The sequence below is a fragment of the Pseudofrankia sp. DC12 genome (genome assembly GCF_000966285.1).
GTDB lineage: Bacteria > Actinomycetota > Actinomycetes > Frankiales > Frankiaceae > Pseudofrankia.
Map to the genome: position 1 here is coordinate 1,940,909 of NZ_KQ031391.1, position 16,447 is coordinate 1,957,355.

Sequence of the window (16,447 nt, forward strand, 5' to 3'; positions counted from 1 at the left end):
GTTTCACGGAGGACATGGTCCGTACCGCAGCCAGCCCCCGAACCCTCAACCAACGAGGACCCGGGGGCTCCATGGCCACCGAAGAAGCTTCCGCTCCCTCAGGACCCAACAGCGCACCATACAAGAACCATCCACCAGCCCGGCCGCCCGTTCCACCCCCACCCCGCAAAAAGATAGGGAGTACTAGACACAAACCAGGCCGTCGACAGCCTCTGGAAGTCAGTGTTCCACGCCAGTGAGCAACCGTCCGGCATGAACATCCGGAAACGGCATGCGCTCCTTAGAAAGGAGGTGATCCAGCCGCACCTTCCGGTACGGCTACCTTGTTACGACTTCGTCCTAATCGCCGGTCCCACCTTCGACGGCTCCCTCCACAAGGGTTGGGCCACCGGCTTCGGGTGTTACCGACTTTCATGACGTGACGGGCGGTGTGTACAAGGCCCGGGAACGTATTCACCGCAGCAATGCTGATCTGCGATTACTAGCGACTCCGACTTCACGGGGTCGAGTTGCAGACCCCGATCCGAACTGAGACCGGCTTTTTGGGATTCGCTCCACCTCACGGCATCGCAGCCCATTGTACCGGCCATTGTAGCATGTGTGCAGCCCAGGACGTAAGGGGCATGATGACTTGACGTCATCCCCACCTTCCTCCGAGTTGACCCCGGCAGTCTCCTATGAGTCCCCGGCCGAACCGCTGGCAACATAGGACAAGGGTTGCGCTCGTTGCGGGACTTAACCCAACATCTCACGACACGAGCTGACGACAGCCATGCACCACCTGTGCGGGACCCCTAAGGACCCCCCATCTCTGGAGGATTTCCCCGCATGTCAAGCCCTGGTAAGGTTCTTCGCGTTGCATCGAATTAAGCCACATGCTCCGCCGCTTGTGCGGGCCCCCGTCAATTCCTTTGAGTTTTAGCCTTGCGGCCGTACTCCCCAGGCGGGGCGCTTAATGCGTTAGCTGCGGCACGGAGGCCGTGGAAGGTCCCCCACACCTAGCGCCCAACGTTTACGGCGTGGACTACCAGGGTATCTAATCCTGTTCGCTCCCCACGCTTTCGCTCCTTAGCGTCAGTTCCGGCCCAGAGACCCGCCTTCGCCACCGGTGTTCCTCCTGATATCTGCGCATTTCACCGCTACACCAGGAATTCCAGTCTCCCCTACCGGACTCTAGCCTGCCCGTATCGACTGCAGGCCCGGGGTTGAGCCCCGGGTTTTCACAGCCGACGCGACAAGCCGCCTACGAGCTCTTTACGCCCAATAATTCCGGACAACGCTTGCACCCTACGTATTACCGCGGCTGCTGGCACGTAGTTGGCCGGTGCTTCTTCTGCAGGTACCGTCACTCTCGCTTCGTCCCTGCTGAAAGAGGTTTACAACCCGAAGGCCGTCATCCCTCACGCGGCGTCGCTGCGTCAGGCTTTCGCCCATTGCGCAATATTCCCCACTGCTGCCTCCCGTAGGAGTCTGGGCCGTGTCTCAGTCCCAGTGTGGCCGGTCGCCCTCTCAGGCCGGCTACCCGTCGTCGCCTTGGTAGGCCGTCACCCCACCAACAAGCTGATAGGCCGCGGGCCCATCCCAGACCAATAAATCTTTCCACACACCCAGATGCCCGAGCATGTGAATATCCGGCATTAGCCCCGGTTTCCCGGAGTTATTCCAGAGCCTGGGGCAGGTTGCCCACGTGTTACTCACCCGTTCGCCGCTAACCCGAAGGTCCGCTCGACTTGCATGTGTTAAGCACGCCGCCAGCGTTCGTCCTGAGCCAGGATCAAACTCTCCATCGATGCTTTAAAACCCCTCGACGGGGAGATGCCCCGGCATATAAAGACAGAAGATCAAGTAGATCGTCCCGTCATATGCCAAAGGAATTACAAAACCACCTGCAGACAACACCAGCCCAAACCCCTCAAAAGAAGGACCCAGACCAGCACCACCCACAGACGGGGTTATATGGCACTGACTTCTATGGCACGCTGTTGAGTTCTCAAGGAGCGGACACGCCCGCTTCCGCCGCTCTCGCGGCTTTCACGGAGTGACCCGGACTCGCCGGGCTTCGCTCTGAACCGTAGCCTGCCAGATCGCTCTGGCGGCTTGCTGTCTCCTGTTACCCTACTGTTTCCTGCGGGAGTCTGTCAAATTTCCCCGGTGTGAGGCAATTTGCGCTCTCGCCGTTCCGGTCGAGTCCTCCGGCGGAAGTCCGCGAGGCCCTTCTGGAGGGCCGTCCGAACTTTCGCTTTTGAGGCTAGCGAGCCGTCTTGCTAGGTGTCAAATCGCCCGACTTGCCTCGGCGACCGCCACTTTCTGCCTTTTCAACAGCGAAGAAGCCAAACCCAGCCCAAGTGGCTGGAGACATCTCCAAGTGCTGAGTATGCCCAACGGAAGGCGATGGCCCGCTTGGCGGGTCCCACTACCGGGGCTTCGTCAGAACCATACTCCCGAACTTCGATCCGCTCGCCACCGGGGGTGTCACCACCCGGCTGCCGTGCCGATCCGAGCCCTGCCAGCGCGGTGCGCCGGTTGGGAGCAGCGGTCGCTAACTGTACACAGACTCGCGGCCCATGTCGAGGATCGGATCGTGACGCCCGTCACTCCCTGCCACGACGCCACCGACGCCAGCCGACCCAGAGCCCAGAGCACCGGGCGGTGGCAGCCGTCATGCTGAGCCAGGTGACCATCTCGTCCTCCCGCCGGCTCGGCGAGCTGCGGTGGCCCGAGATCGAGGGGCCCCTCCCGATCGTCCTGTTCCCCCTGGGCAGTACCGAGCAGCACGGACCGCACCTTCCAGTGGACACTGACACCCGGATCGCGGTCGCCATCGCGACGGCCGTGGCGACGCGGTTGCCTGGGGCGTTTGTCGCTCCAGCCCTTGGCTACGGCGCGAGCGGCGAACACGCCGGCTTCCCGGGCACCCTGTCCCTGGGAACGGCCGCCCTCAAGCTCGCGCTGGTGGAGCTGGTGCGGTCCGCGGACGACACCGCCGCCGGGGTCGTGCTGGTCAACGGTCACGGCGGGAACGCAACCGCCCTGCGGGGGGCAGTTCGGCTGCTGACCGCCGAGGGCCGCCAGGTCCTCGCCTGGGCACCACGAGCGGCCGTCGTCTCAGGCGTCGGAATCCCGAACGCTTCGGGAGACCTCCACGCCGGGCGCGCGGAGACCTCCCTGCTGCTGCACCTGGCACCGCTGCTGGTCCGCCCAGGCGCCGCGGCCCGGGGCCCGAGCCCGTCGATCCCCGACCTCGTCCGGCGTGGCGTGTTGCCCCTCAGCCCGTCCGGCGTGCTCGGCGACCCGGCCGGGGCCAGCGCCGCAGAGGGAGCAGCGTTGCTGGACGCACTCGTCTCGGACGCGGTCAGCACCATCGAGTCGTGGCCTGGCTATCGAGGCCCGGGAGCAGGCGCCCGACCTCCCCTCACCGGCTGACATGTCGACAGACCGCGCCCGACGCCCAGCCCCGCGGGTCCAGGTCGCCGGGACGCCGCGGCCGCCGCAAGACGCTGTGCCCGACATCCAGACGGTCCAAGACACGGTCCAAGACACGGTCCAAGACACGGAGCAAGACACGGAGCAAGACACGGAGGAACAGATGACGGCGGCGGGCGAAGAGCCAGCGGACGACGCACCGGTCGCCCTGATCACCGGAGCGGCCCGGGGCCTCGGCGCAGCCGTGGCCAGCGCACTCGACGCCGCCGGGTACCGCCTGGTCCTGGTCGACATCGCGGTGGACGACGTCGCTGGCACCTCCGACGTCGCCGCAGTCCCAGAGGGCTCGACCGCCCAGCGGGCAACACACCCCTATCCGTTCGCCACCCGGGCACAGCTGGACGAGACGGCCGCCCGTTGCCGAGCGGCGTTGGCGGTCCGCGCGGACGTCCGGTTCCAGACCGGACTCGACGCGGCCGCCGAGCTGGCGCTGCACCGCTTCGGCCGGTTGGACGCGGTGGTGGCGGCCGCCGGCGTGATCGCGGGCGGCCCGCCCGGCTGGGAGACCCACGACGATGCCTGGCGGCTGCTGATCGACGTCAACCTGACCGGCGTGCTCACCACCGCCCGCGCGACGATCCCGGCGCTGCTGCGCGCGCGCGCGGGACGGTTCGTGGCGGTGAGCTCGGCGGCCGGCACCCGTCCACTCGCCCGCCTGGCCGCCTACTCGGCGTCGAAACACGGGGTCATCGGGCTGGTCCGCAGCATCGCGGCCGATCTGGCCGGCACGGCGGTGACGGCGAACGTGGTCTGCCCCGGCTCCATGGACACGACCATGCTGGCCGAGACCGCGGCCGTGTACGACCTGGGCGACGCACACGAGTTCGCCCAGCACGCCTACGTGCGCCGGCTCCTCGACCCGGTCGAGGTCGCCGCCGCCGTGGCGTTCCTCTGCTCGCCCGCCGCGGCCGGCCTGACCGGCGCGGTCATCCCCGTCGACGGAGGCTTCACCGGCTGACCAGGTACGGAAGCGAGAGCCAACATTGACCGGCGGGCTCGGCCAGGAGGGTGACCTCACACGATGACGGACGCCGGCGGAACCGGCCAGGCCGGGGGAAGCCCCCACGACACGTTGATGTGGGAGGTCCGCGCCGCGCCGGCGCGGCTGCCCGAACTGCTCGCCTGGGTCCGGGAGCGGGCCGTGCCGGAGTTGCTCACGCGGCCCGGCTGCCAGCGGGTCGAGGTCTTCGACGCGCCCGATGAGCGCGTGGTCGTGATCGCGTGGTTCGCCGGGGCGGCGGGCCGGCTTCCAGACCCACCGGCGGCCCTCCTGCGTCGCGAGCCGCACGCGTGGCCCTTCCGCCACCTGTTGACGTATCGGCCCGCCGAGGACTGATGCCGGCCGCGAGGCCATCGACGGCGGACCCGGTACGGCATGCTGGTGCGGTGCGGGAGATCAAGATTAGGGACGAGATGATCAGGCTGGGCCAGTTCCTGAAGCTGGCGGACCTGGTCGAGTCGGGCGGCGACCTCAAGCCGCTGCTGGCCGAGGGCCTGGTGAAGGTGAACGACGAGGTCGAGACCCGCCGCGGCCGTCAGCTGAGCCGCGGCGACGTCGTCACCCTCGCCGACAGGTCCGTGCGCGTGGGCTGAGGCGCACGCCCGCTCGGACCAGGCTCGGGCCCGCCCGTCAGCCGACCCAGGCATAGCGGTCCGGCGCGAGGATGAAGGCGGCAGCGCCGCGCAGGGCGACATCGGCCGGGGCCGAGCTGGGCTCGACCCGGACGGCGCGGGCGAACTCCATGCCCGCGTGCCGATCGAAGGCGGCCCGCAGCGCGTCCCAGAAGACCGGGCCGGACTGGGAGAATCCCCCGGCCACGGTGACCAGGTCGAGGTCGAAGGTGGCCGCGCACGACGCCAACCCCACGCCGACCGCGTTGCCCGCCCGAGCGAGCGCCGCCAGCGCGATCTTGTCGCCAGCCGCTGCCGAGGCCGCGAGGGCGTACCCGTCGGCGACCGGCTCGCCGGCCTGGTCCGCGTCGGTGCCGGCCGCGCTGCCCTCGGCCGCCGGCGCCCCGGCCAGCGCCGAGGCCAACCCAGCCGGCCGACCGGACCCAGCCGGCCGACCGGACCCGGCCGAACCCGACGTGGACGGCGCTGCCGGCTCCGGCCGCCAGCCCTCGTCCAGGGCCCAGGCGACCGTGCGCGGGCCGGAGGCGATCGCCTCGAGGCAGCCGACCCCGCCGCAGACGCAGTCGGGCCCGGCCGGGTCGACGACGAGATGGCCGACGTGCCCGGCGTTGCCGGACCTGCCGTGGTACAGCCGGCCGTCGAGGATCAGGCCGCCGCCGACCCCGGTGGAGACGGTAAGCGCCAGCAGGTTGCGCATGTCGCGTCCGGTGCCAGTCCAATGCTCACCCGCGGCCAGCGCGACCGCGTCGTTGTGCACCAGCACCCCGATCTCGCCGAACGCGTCCCGCAGCCGGGCCCGCAGTGGGAACCCGCGCCACGACGGGATGTTCAACGGCGAGACCTCGCCGGCCGGCCATTGCATCGGCCCGCCGCAGCCGACGCCGAGGCCGGCGAGGCCGGCGTAGTCGTACCGGCCGCCGAGGCCGGCGTCGCCGAGGGCAGCGTGGAGACAGTCGACGGCGGCGGCGAACGTCACCTCGGGATCGAGGGTCTTCGGCATCGGCCGTCGAGCCCGGCCGAGTACGGAGCCCGTGGCGTCGACGACGCCCGCGGCGAGCTTGGTACCGCCGATGTCGAGCGCCAGGGCAGCCCGGTGACGTCCCGCGCCGAGTCCCTCGGCCGTCATCGCGACCCTGGTGGTCGTCGTCGTGGTCACCGGGCCGGAGGTCACCGTCACCCGCTCCGTGGAGCTCGTCACCGAATACGTGCCCGTCCTACCGTCCGCCGCCATCGTGCTCAGTCGTCCTCTTCCTCGGTCCTGGATCCGGATAGCGCCGAGGCGTCATCATCGCGCATCTTGGCGGATCCACCGAGGTAGCCAAAGGCAATCTTTGGCCGCGATGGCGCTACGCAGGCGCCATAGGGCCGGACCATGACTCGCCGACGGCATCGGGTGGCGGCGCCAGGCGGGCACGGGAGGCGGGACCCTCAGGAACCTGGTCGTCACGCCACGGCCGTTCCCGTTCCCACATCTCCCAGGGAAGGAGCTGCTCACCGGGTCGTTCGCGCGGGTCGAACGCGTCGAACGCGTCGAACGCGTCGAACGCGTCGAGGTCGAAGGTCGCCACGGCCCACCTCCGGGATGGGGAACGCCCAGCCGCGACACCGGCGTCGCCCGCGGGCCCGGCCAACTGCCGCGCGCCGCGGTGGCGTTCTGTGCCCTCATCATCGCCGCCGGCACCGCCCGCCGACCCGCGTTTGCGCAATCTCGCGGGTCCGAGCGACCGGAGAACGCCGGGCAGCAGGACGGCCGGGCCCCGCCCCTTTCGGAGTGGTCACCCGGCCGTCGGCACACTGAGCCGCGCCGCCCGTGAGGGGCGAGGCGCCTGGCGTGGCTGGCGTGGTCAGCCCTTGCGCTTCTCGACCTCGTCGGTCAGCTGCGGGACGACGTTGAACAGGTCGCCCACCAGGCCGTAGTCGGCGAACTCGAAGATCGGCGCCTCGGGGTCCTTGTTGATGGCGACGATGGTCTTCGAGGTCTGCATGCCGGCCCGGTGCTGGATCGCGCCGGAGATGCCGACCGCGATGTAGAGCTGCGGCGACACGGTCTTGCCGGTCTGGCCTACCTGGTTCTGGTGCGGGTACCAGCCGGCGTCGGTCGCGGCGCGGGAGGCGCCGACCGCGGCGCCGAGGGTGTCGGCGAGCTTCTCCACCAGGGCGAAGTGCTCGGCGGCACCGAGGCCGCGGCCACCGGAGACGACGACCTGGGCCTCGGTGAGGTCCGGTCGGCCGGACTTGGCCTCGGCCACCCGGTCGACGATCTTCGCGCCCTTGGCGACGTCGGAGATCGCGATGTCGACGGTGACCTCGGCGGGCGAGCCGGGGGCCGCGACAGGGGCGGTCGAGTTCGGGCGAACCACGATCACCGGGGTGCCCTTGGTGACCTTGGAGTTGACGATCGTCGAGCCACCGAAGACGCCCTGCGTCGCGACCAGCTCGGGGCTCACCGCGACGGCGTCCCAGATCAGGCCGGAGTCCGTCTTGGCGGCCGTCCGCGCGGCGATCTCGCGGGAGTCCGACGTCGCGGCGACCAGCACGGCCGTCGGGGCGGCGTCGGCGACCAGCTTGGCGAGCACCTCGGCGACCGGGGCGGCGACGTAGTCGGCCACGTCGTCGGACTCGACGACGTAGACCTTGGCGGCGCCGTACTCGGCCAGGTAGGCCTTGGCCTTCGCGTAGGTGCCGGAGCCGCCGGTGAACACCGCGGCCGGCTCACCGAGCGAGCGGGCCAGCGTCAGCAGCTCACCGGTGACCTTCTTGGGCTCACCGTCGGCATGCTCGACGAGAACGAGAACCTCTGCCATTTCTCTCGATACCCCTCAGATGAGCTTCTGCGCCGCGAGGAAGTCGGCGATCTTCGTTCCGCCGTCACCCTCGTCCTTGACGATCGTTCCGCTCTGCCGCGGCGGCGCCGGCTTGGCATCAAGGACCGTCGAACCCGCGGCCGCGAGGCCGACCGACCCGCCATCAAGCCCGGCGTCGCCGGCCGACAGCGTGGTGAGCGGCTTCTTCTTCGCGGCCATGATGCCCTTGAAGGAGGGGTACCGCGGCTGGTTGATCTTCTCGACGACGCCCACGACGGCCGGCAGGCTCGCCTCGACGAGGGCGTAGCCGTTGTCGGCCAGCCGCTCGACGGTGACCTTGCTCGACGAGGGGTCGACGGTCACCTTGCGGGCCTGGGTGAGCTGCGGGAGCCCGAGCCGCTCGGCCAGAAGCGCACCCATCACGCCACCGCGCGCGTCGGAGGCCTCGGTCGCCGTGATGACGAGATCCGGGTTGAGCGTCGCGATGACCTTCGCCAGCGCGGCGGACGTCTGCAGCGCGTCCGAGCCGTGCAGCGAGTCGTCGGTCAGGTGGACCGCCTTGTCCGCGCCCATCGAGAGGGCCTTGCGGATCGTCTCGACGGCCTTAGCCGGGCCCATCGTGACGACGGTCACCTCACCGCCGTGCGCTTCCTTGATCTTGAGGGCCTCTTCGACCCCGTACTCGTCCATCTCGTTCATGACGTTGTCGACGCTGACGCGGTCGACGGTCTTGTCCGCGGCGTCGAGCTTCTTCTCCGCCCAGGTATCAGGAACCTGCTTGACGGTAACGACGATGTTCACGCCTTGGGGCCTCCGTAGCCAACACAATCAGGTGTCCAGTGCTCTTGACATGGTGTCATCGGTCGCCGCGACATGCCCGATGATCGGCGGCGTGACGCTAGCCGCATAACTCACAATGCCTTACCAGATGGGCACTCCGGCGCTCCCGGCGACCCGCCCGGCCGAGTGGCGGACGCTCGGCCCGGGTTCGCCGGGCCGATTCCGCGCCATCGCCTCCGGCTCGCGGACCGACACCAGTACCCAGTCCCGCTTTACCGCCTGCGGGGCCGTGGTGACCGCCAAGGTGAGCGGTCTTACACACCTCAGTGGCAGTCCCCGCGGCCCAGGACCGGCCTCGCGGACGGCACCTGCGGGCAATCGGGGTCACGCCCATCCGGTGCACCTTTCGCGGTCGGATGTCCGTTTGTGGAGCCGCCAGAGGGGCGTTGTCGTCACAGAACCGAGCAGGAACCGCGACACGCGGCTACCCGAGCCTGTGCATTCACCCGGGACTATGCACACTCTCTCGGAGAGAAGTCACGAGTCCACTACTTTCTGGCCCTGGATATGCGTCAGGCGACGGCTCTCCCACTTTCAGTGACAGGATTCGATCCCGGGGGTTCGATGTCCAGCTCCACGCCTGCCAACGACGACCCTGCAGCATCAACCGTGTTCGACCGCCTGCTGCGTGAGACGGGGATGTCGGACACCCGGTTCGCCAAGCAGGTCAACAGCCGGGCCCGCCACCACCGGCGGATCGAGCTCGGCCTGGCGCGCACGACCGTGGGGCACTGGCGGCGGGGCATGCGGCCCCGGGACCCGATGGTGGCCGAGCTGGCCGCCGCCGAGGTGTCGGCGCTGGTGGGCTACCCGGTGCTGCCGGCCGACCTCGGCTGGCGCGGCGAGCACTACGGGCGCGAGGACCTGGGACTGAACGTCGCCGACGTCCCGGACCAGACCGTCCGAACGCTGGCCGGTCTCACCGGCCGAGACATGCGATATCGCGACATGATCCAGGACCGGACCGCCTTCGTCGCCAGCGCGTTCGCCGAGCCGGTGCTGTCGAGCATCACCGGCGTCGTCCGGCGGGCCCTGCAGGCGAGCACCGAGGTCTCCACCAGTAGCGCCGCCATGATCAGGGACATGACGGAGACCTTCCGGCGGCTGGACGCGCGGTTCGGCAGCGGGGAGATCCGGTCCCAGGTGGTGACCTTCCTGCACGACCGAACCCGGGCGGCGATGAGCGACAGCCCGGACGTCGACCTGTGCGGCGCGCTGGCCGAGCTCACCCAGTTCGGCGGCTGGCTCGCCCAGGACAGCGACCGGCAGGCCCTCGCCCAGCGCTACTACATCCAGGCGCTCAGCCTGGCCGAGCACGCCGACGACGCCCAGCTCGCCGGCCGGGTGCTCGCGGCGATGAGCGACCAGGCCGCACGGCTCGGCTACGAGCGCCAAAGCCTGTCGATGGCGCGCGCGGCCGTCGACCGGGCGCATCGCAGGGCCGCGCCGACGGTCGAGGCCATGCTGCACGACAAGCACGCCTGGGCCTGCGCGCAGGCGAAGGACGAGGCCGGCTGCGTCGGGGCGCTGAACGCCATGGAGCGGGCCATCGGGCGCGGCGCGGACGCCGACGAGCCGGCCTGGGCCGCGCACTACAACGCGGGCGACGTCGCCGAGTGCGTCGGCCACTGCTACCTGCTCCTGGACCGGCCGGAACAGGCGGCCGAGCTCCTCGTCGAGGCCAGGGTGCTGCAGGACTCCAGCCGGGCCAGGACCCGCAGCTACGCCGAGGCGGACCTCGCGATCGCCTACCTGCGCAGCCACTCCCCCGACCTGGAGGCGGCGCTGGACGCCGGTCAGCGGGCCGTCAAGTTCGCCGGGCCGGTGTCGTCGGTCCGGGTCGCCGACAAGCTGCGCGAGCTGGACAGCGCGTTCGCGCCCTACCGGTCCGCGTCGTCGGACGTCCAGGAATGGCACGCCGACGTGGCCCCGATCGTCGACCGATTCCCGACGACCCGCAGGTCCGGACCGTTCTCCTGAGGCGAGGCGCCGGCCCTCCTCCCCCAGGGCCGGCGCCGGCTGTGACGGTGGTCTCAGCGGGTGGGTCCGCGCGCGGGCCGAGTGTGGTGGACCGCGCGAAACGGGCACTCTGGTCACATGGTGACTTCGGGGGAGAGCACGGGCAAGGCAGCCGCCAACGTCGCGAACGGCCGCACCTCGGACGGGACGGCGCTCGGCGGCGAGGGCGACGGCGGCCGCGGGCTCCACCCGGGTCGCGCGTTGCTCGGCTGGCTGACGTGGCTCGTACTCGCCGTCCTCGCGGTACTCGCGCTGGGCCGGCTGACGCACCTCGACGACGCGCTGGCCTACCCGTACTCGGCGGTGAACGCGCTGACGCCGCTGGTTTACCTGCCCGCCTACGCCGCCGTGGCGGTCGGCTTCGGGCTGCGGCGCAACCTGCTGATGCTCGCCGCCGTGCCGCTGATCGGGCTGCACCTGTTCTGGACCGTGCCGGAGCTCTGGCCGAGCAGCCCCGACGATGCCCCCGCGGGCGCCGTCTCGGTGCGCCTGCTCACCGCGAACCTCGAGTTCACGAACGCGCAGGCCGCGCGGCTCGGCCCGCAGATCGCGGCCCAGCACCCGGACATCGTCGTGCTCGAGGAGGTCTCGCCGCTGACGCTCGACGGCGTCGAGAGCTCCGGCGCGGTGGCGCGCTTCCCGTACCACGCGGTCCACACGGACCTGGGAGCGTTCGGGTACGCCGTGTACTCGCGGTTCCCGCTGTCCGCCGTGAGCGCGCCAGTGGTCGGCGGGGAGCCGTTCGCCCGTATGACGGTCGCCGTCGGCGACGGCCAACGCTTCGTCCTGTTCGCCGTCCACACGATCTCGCCGACGAGCGTCGCCTACACGAAGCGCTGGCGGGCCCAGCTGGACCAGCTCGCGACGGACGCCCGGACGTCGGCGCTGCCGGTCGTGCTGGCCGGCGACTTCAACGCGACCCGGGATCACCGCCCGTTCCGCCACCTGCTGGACTCGGGGGTCCGGGACGCCCATGACGTCGTCGGCGTCGGCTGGCAGCCGACCTGGCCCGCCGATCTGACCCTGCCGCCGGTCATCCGGATCGACCACGTGCTCGCCTCACCGGCCTTCGCGATCACCGGCTACCGCCGCGGCGGCAACGACGGCAGCGACCACCTCCCCGTGATCGCCGACCTCGCCCTCCGGCGCCCTTAGGGCACGAACCTGGTCAGCGCTGGGCGCGCAGTACCAGGAGTGACGACCAGGGGGCGCGCAGGGTCGAGCCGGCCGGGTAGGTCGCCAGCGGGCGGCGCGGGTCGTCGAGGGCGGTGCGGACGCCGTCGAGCTCGGCCGCCGTCGAGTCGAGGAGCAGGTCGTAACGGGTCGCCCACGGGTCGCCGGGCAGCCTGACGTCCAGGTCCTCGCCACCGGGGTGCAGGACGAGCAGGAGGCTGTCGCCACCGGCCGGCGTCCCGTCCGGGCCGAGCCAGTCGAGGCTGTCGCCGGCGATGAACGCGATGACCGTGGCCGGGGCCGGCGCGTTCCAGTCGGCGTCGGACATCTGGGTGCCGTCGGCGAGGAACCAGGTCATGTCGGCCCGGTGCGTCACGGTCGACTGTCCGCCGTGGAAGAACCGCGGCCGGCGCAGGGCTGGCGAGGCGCGGCGTAGCGCCAGCAGGCAGGAGACCAGCTCGGGCAGGCCCGGGTCGTCGCCGGCCGGGTCGGGCGCCGGGGCGCCGGTGGCCGTCCCGAGAGCGCCGGTGTCGGTGTCCTCCGCACCGGCGGCCCGGGGGCCAGGCCCGTCGCAGGCCGGGCGGTCCGAGCGCCGCGGCCACCAGGCGCGGCCAGCCAGCCGCCGCGGCCAGCCAAGCCAGGAGACCGGGTTGTCCTGGCAGTACGCGTTGTTGTTGCCGCCCTGCGAGCGGCCGAGCTCGTCCCCGGCGACCAGCATCGGCACCCCGGCCGACAGCAGCAGGGTGCTCAGCATCGCCCGGCGGACCCGGCGGCGGCGTTCGAGGATCGCGGGGTCGCCGGTCGGCCCCTCAGCGCCGTGGTTCGACGACCGGTTGTGGCCGTCGCCGTCGCGGTTGTCCTCCAGGTTCGCCTCGTTGTGCTTGTGCTCGTAGGAGACCAGGTCGGCGAGGGTGAAGCCGTCGTGCGCGGTGACGAAGTTGACCGAGGCACTCGGTGACCGGCCGGCGTGGTCGAACAGGTCGGACGACGCTGTGATCCGGTAGCCCAGGTCGGCGGCGCTCGCCGCCCGCCCTGTCCAGGTGTCCCGCACCGTCGCGCGGAACCGGTCGTTCCACTCGGCCCACGGCGGTGGGAAGGCGCCCACCTGGTAGCCACCCCAGCCGACGTCCCAGGGCTCGGCGATCAGCTTCGTCAGGGCGAGCACCGGGTCCTGGCCGATCGCGGTCAGGACCGGCGCGTCGGGGTCGAACGCGTCCGGGTTGCGGGCCAGCGCGGCGGCCAGGTCGAAGCGGAAGCCGTCGACGCCCATCTCCGTCACCCAGTACCGCAGCGAGTCGCAGATCAGCCGGACCACGTGGGGCGAGGTGACGTTCAGAGTGTTGCCGCAGCCGGTGACGTCCCGGTAGCGGCGGGCGTCGGTCGGCTCCAGTCGGTAGTAGGCGGTGTTGTCCAGGCCGCGCATCGACAGCGTCGGGCCGCGCTCGTCCTGTTCGGCGGTGTGGTTGTAGACGACGTCCAGCAGCACCTCCAGGCCAGCGTCGTGCAGCGTGGCGACCATCGCGCGGAACTCCGCGACCGGGTCGTCGGTGGCCGCGTAGCCCGGGTGCGGGGCGAAGAAGCCCAGCGAGTTGTAGCCCCAGAAGTTGCTCAGCCCGCGTTCGGTGAGGACCGGCTCGGAGACGAACGCATGCACGGGCAGCAGCTCGACGGCCGTGATGCCGAGGCCGACCAGGTGCTCGACGACGGCCGGGTGGGCCAGGCCCGCGTAGGTCCCGCGCAGGTGGCGCGGCAGGGCCGGGTGCAGCCTGGTGAACCCGCGGACGTGCAGCTCGTAGATCACCGTGTCGGGCCAGGGAGTGCGGGGCCGGTTGCGGGTCGGGTCGGTGACCGTCGGGCCGCCGCCGCGCCGGCCGGCGGAGGCAGCGGGGACGCTGCTCGGCACCGGGGTGACGACGCCGACCGGGACGTAGGGCGCCGAGTCCGTTCCGTCGGCGAGGTGGCCATACGGGTCGCCGTCGGCGTAGCCGAAGATCGCCTGGTCCGGGATCAACGTGCCCTCGACCTGGCGGGCGTACGGGTCGAGCAGCAGCTTGGCCGGGTTGTAGCGCAGCCCGCGGGCAGGGTCGTACGGCCCATGGGCCCGCAGGCCATAGCGCTGGCCTGGCCGGATCCCGCGGACGTAGCCGTGCCAGACGCCGCCGGACCGCTCGGGCAGCCGGATGCGGACCTCGCCGTGCTCCGGGTCCAGCAGGCAGAGATCGACGGCGTCGGCGCCCGGCGCGACGACGGCGACGTTCACCCCGTCCGCGTCGGGGGTGACGCCGAGTGGGACCGGAGCACCGGGCAGCACGCGGGGCAGCACCGGGTCTGGACCCGTGGGATCCGGGCGCTTGGGATCCGGGCGCCAAGGATCTGGGCGCCGGGGGTCTGGGTCTCTTGGGTCAGGGCGCGTGAGACCTGAGTCGAATGTGTACGACACATCGGCGACGCTAGTGGAACGTACTGATCGCCTCCGGGTGAACGGCTCGGCTGTGGACGCCGATGTTCCGTCCCCAGCCTCGGCCGGCACCGGCGAGATCGTGATATGCGTCACCCAGGGGCGGCCGGCAGGTGCCGCCGCGGGGTGCGATGTTGCACGAGCGGGCCCGGGCGACGGGCGCGGGTGATGGCGGGACGAGGAGGTCGGCCGGTGGCGGTCGTACGGCTAGAGGTTGCGGACGGTGTGGGGACGGTCCGGCTGGATCGGCCGAAGGTGAACGCGCTCAACGCCGAGCTCACGGCGGACCTGCGCGCGGTGACGCTGGAGGCGTCCCGGCGCGAGGACATCCGCGCGGTCGTGATCTACGGCGGCGAGCGGGTGTTCGCGGCCGGCGCCGACATCAACGAGATGGCGCCCATGGACATCGCGGCCATGTCCAGTTGGGCGACCGACCTCACCCAGACGTTCGAGCTCGTGGCGCGCCTGCCCAAGCCGGTCTTCGCCGCGGTCACCGGCTACGCCCTCGGCGGAGGGCTGGAGCTGGCCCTGTGCGCCGACTTCCGGATCTTCGCGGACAACGCCAAGGCCGGGCAGCCGGAGATCCTGCTCGGCGTGATCCCGGGCGCCGGCGGTACCCAGCGACTGCCCAGGCTGGTCGGCCCGGCCAGGGCTAAGGAGCTGGTGTTCTCCGGCCGGCAGGTGCGCGCACAGGAGGCGCTCGAGATCGGCCTGGCCGACGCGGTCGTCCCCGCGGCCGACGTCTATGAGGAGGCGTTGCGGCGGGCGAAGCGGTTCGCCGACGGCCCGGCGCTCGCGCTGGCCGCCGCCAAGCGGGCGATCGACGACGGGCTGGAGATGGGTCTGTCGGAGGCGCTGCGGCTGGAGAACGGGCTGTTCGTCGGGCTTTTCGGAACCCTGGACCAGAAGGTCGGCATGGAGTCGTTCCAGCAGAACGGCCCCGGAAAGGCGAAGTTCACCGGCCACTGACCACGGCGCCAGGCTGGAAGCACCGGAGCCGCCCATTGGTTGCATCTGCAACGAGTGCTCCCGGGCGTGCGGCCCAGGGGCGGGAACGAGAAGGGCGGGCGGGGACGATGAGCGGCCCAGTCACCGGTGCGGACACCCTCCTGGGCCAGCCCGCGGCGAGTACGGACCCGCCGCCACAAGTGCAGATCACCGACGGTCGCGCGCAGACCGTCGGCGCGGTCCCGGTCCGCCGGACGCTGCCCATCCGGGCCCGGCGGACCGTCGGCGCGTGGTGCTTCGTCGACCACATGGGCCCGCTCGCGGTCGGGCCGGACGCGGGTGCGCGCGGCATCGACATCGGACCGCACCCGCACACCGGCCTGCACACCGTCACCTGGCTGCTGGCGGGCGAGGTGCGCCACCGGGACAGCCTCGGCTCCGAGCAGCTCATCAGGCCGGGCCAGCTCAACCTGATGACGGCCGGCCACGGCGTCGTGCATGCCGAGGAGGGCACCGACTACCGCGGCGCGCCGCACGGCGTCCAGCTGTGGGTGGCGCAGCCCGCCGCGACCCGCGACGGCCCGGCCGCCTTCGAGCACCACGCCGAACTGCCGCGCACCGAGGTCGGTGCCGCGGTGGCCACGGTGCTGGTCGGTGAGCTCGCGGGGGTGGCCTCCCCGGCCCGGCGGGACAGCGAGCTGGTCGGGGCCGACCTGATGCTGCGGCCGGGGCGGACCGTGCCGCCGCTGCGGCCCGACTTCGAGTACGCCCTGGTGGTGACCGAGGGCACGGTGCTGGTCGCGGACGGCCCGGCCGGCGAGGCGGCCGCCCGGCCGGGGCAGCTGGCCTACCTCGGCGCGGGCCGCTCCGAGGTCGCGCTGGACGCACGCGAGCCGGCCCGCGCGCTGCTGCTCGGCGGCGTCCCGTTCGGCGAGTCGATCGTCATGTGGTGGAACTTCGTGGCCAGCACCCGGGCCGAGCTCACCACGTCGTTCCAGCAGTGGGAGGCGCGCGACGAACGGTTCGGCCCGGTCGCCTCCGAGCTCGGCCGGGTCCCGGCCCCGTCGCCACCCTGGCACTGAAGCTCCCG

13 protein-coding genes and 1 rRNA gene are annotated in these 16,447 nt (G+C 71.3%); 8 read left to right on the top strand and 6 right to left on the bottom strand.

All coding sequences use genetic code 11. The features are described 5' to 3' along the window. Positions 1-284 precede the first annotated feature (284 nt). Positions 285-1,790, bottom strand: a 16S ribosomal RNA gene (locus FRADC12_RS07860). 883 nt (positions 1,791-2,673) lie between these two features. On the opposite strand from FRADC12_RS07860, the gene mftE reads away from it, so the two are divergent. The 4 genes from mftE to FRADC12_RS07880 all read left to right on the top strand — a co-directional run bounded on the left by mftE (position 2,674) and on the right by FRADC12_RS07880 (position 5,076). Continuing rightward, positions 2,674-3,423, top strand: coding sequence for a mycofactocin biosynthesis peptidyl-dipeptidase MftE (gene mftE / locus FRADC12_RS07865; protein WP_232303669.1), 750 nt, complete (start codon positions 2,674-2,676; stop codon positions 3,421-3,423). 163 nt (positions 3,424-3,586) lie between these two features. Beyond that, positions 3,587-4,441: a mycofactocin-coupled SDR family oxidoreductase gene (locus FRADC12_RS07870; RefSeq protein ID WP_045879234.1), complete on the top strand. Its 855-nt coding sequence runs from the start codon at positions 3,587-3,589 to the stop codon at positions 4,439-4,441. A 63-nt stretch (positions 4,442-4,504) separates the two neighbouring features. After that, positions 4,505-4,819: a hypothetical protein gene (locus FRADC12_RS07875; protein WP_052710752.1), complete on the top strand. Its 315-nt coding sequence runs from the start codon at positions 4,505-4,507 to the stop codon at positions 4,817-4,819. Positions 4,820-4,869: 50 nt separating this feature from the next. Next, positions 4,870-5,076 (top strand): RNA-binding S4 domain-containing protein, encoded by a 207-nt coding sequence (locus FRADC12_RS07880; protein WP_255355179.1) that lies wholly within the window; start codon positions 4,870-4,872, stop codon positions 5,074-5,076. 37 nt (positions 5,077-5,113) lie between these two features. Here the strand turns inward: FRADC12_RS07880 and FRADC12_RS07885 are convergent, their stop codons facing one another. The 4 genes from FRADC12_RS07885 to FRADC12_RS07900 form a co-directional block, all read right to left on the bottom strand. Continuing rightward, complete coding sequence (locus tag FRADC12_RS07885; RefSeq protein ID WP_052710753.1) at positions 5,114-6,346, bottom strand: ROK family protein; 1,233 nt, start codon at positions 6,344-6,346, stop codon at positions 5,114-5,116. Positions 6,347-6,461: 115 nt separating this feature from the next. Further along, a complete protein-coding gene (locus tag FRADC12_RS07890) occupies positions 6,462-6,683 on the bottom strand; it encodes a hypothetical protein (RefSeq protein ID WP_045876163.1) in 222 nt (73 codons plus the stop codon). A 276-nt stretch (positions 6,684-6,959) separates the two neighbouring features. Next, on the bottom strand, positions 6,960-7,919 hold the full coding sequence (locus FRADC12_RS07895) for an electron transfer flavoprotein subunit alpha/FixB family protein (protein ID WP_045876164.1): 960 nt from the start codon (positions 7,917-7,919) through the stop codon (positions 6,960-6,962). A gap of 15 nt (positions 7,920-7,934) precedes the next feature. Then, positions 7,935-8,720 (bottom strand): electron transfer flavoprotein subunit beta/FixA family protein, encoded by a 786-nt coding sequence (locus FRADC12_RS07900; protein ID WP_045876165.1) that lies wholly within the window; start codon positions 8,718-8,720, stop codon positions 7,935-7,937. Positions 8,721-9,368: 648 nt separating this feature from the next. Here FRADC12_RS07900 and FRADC12_RS07905 point away from each other — a divergent pair. Further along, positions 9,369-10,739, top strand: a complete 1,371-nt coding sequence (locus tag FRADC12_RS07905; protein WP_502685237.1) for an NsdA family TPR-like regulatory protein — start codon at positions 9,369-9,371, stop codon at positions 10,737-10,739. A gap of 117 nt (positions 10,740-10,856) precedes the next feature. After that, positions 10,857-11,933 (top strand): endonuclease/exonuclease/phosphatase family protein, encoded by a 1,077-nt coding sequence (locus FRADC12_RS07910; protein WP_045876167.1) that lies wholly within the window; start codon positions 10,857-10,859, stop codon positions 11,931-11,933. A 13-nt stretch (positions 11,934-11,946) separates the two neighbouring features. Here the strand turns inward: FRADC12_RS07910 and glgX are convergent, their stop codons facing one another. Next, entirely contained in the window at positions 11,947-14,274 is a 2,328-nt protein-coding gene (gene glgX, locus FRADC12_RS07915) for a glycogen debranching protein GlgX (RefSeq protein ID WP_045876168.1), read from the bottom strand. A gap of 327 nt (positions 14,275-14,601) precedes the next feature. Between glgX and FRADC12_RS07920 the strand changes: the two genes are divergently transcribed. Next, positions 14,602-15,378 carry an enoyl-CoA hydratase/isomerase family protein gene (locus FRADC12_RS07920; RefSeq protein WP_045876169.1) on the top strand — a complete coding sequence of 259 codons (777 nt, stop codon included), beginning with the start codon at positions 14,602-14,604 and terminating at the stop codon, positions 15,376-15,378. A 107-nt stretch (positions 15,379-15,485) separates the two neighbouring features. Next, a complete protein-coding gene (locus FRADC12_RS07925; RefSeq protein WP_045876170.1) occupies positions 15,486-16,439 on the top strand; it encodes a pirin family protein in 954 nt (317 codons plus the stop codon). Positions 16,440-16,447 lie beyond the last annotated feature (8 nt).

What these genes read in the sequence shown, in the direction of transcription:
- FRADC12_RS07870 (WP_045879234.1), top strand. Translation starts at nt 3,587, where the DNA reads ATGACGGCGGCGGGCGAAGAGCCAGCGGACGACGCACCGGTCGCCCTG.
- FRADC12_RS07875 (WP_052710752.1), top strand. Translation starts at nt 4,505, where the DNA reads ATGACGGACGCCGGCGGAACCGGCCAGGCCGGGGGAAGCCCCCACGAC.
- FRADC12_RS07885 (WP_052710753.1), bottom strand. Translation starts at nt 6,346, where the DNA reads ATGGCGGCGGACGGTAGGACGGGCACGTATTCGGTGACGAGCTCCACG.
- FRADC12_RS07895 (WP_045876164.1), bottom strand. Translation starts at nt 7,919, where the DNA reads ATGGCAGAGGTTCTCGTTCTCGTCGAGCATGCCGACGGTGAGCCCAAG.
- FRADC12_RS07910 (WP_045876167.1), top strand. Translation starts at nt 10,857, where the DNA reads ATGGTGACTTCGGGGGAGAGCACGGGCAAGGCAGCCGCCAACGTCGCG.
- FRADC12_RS07925 (WP_045876170.1), top strand. Translation starts at nt 15,486, where the DNA reads ATGAGCGGCCCAGTCACCGGTGCGGACACCCTCCTGGGCCAGCCCGCG.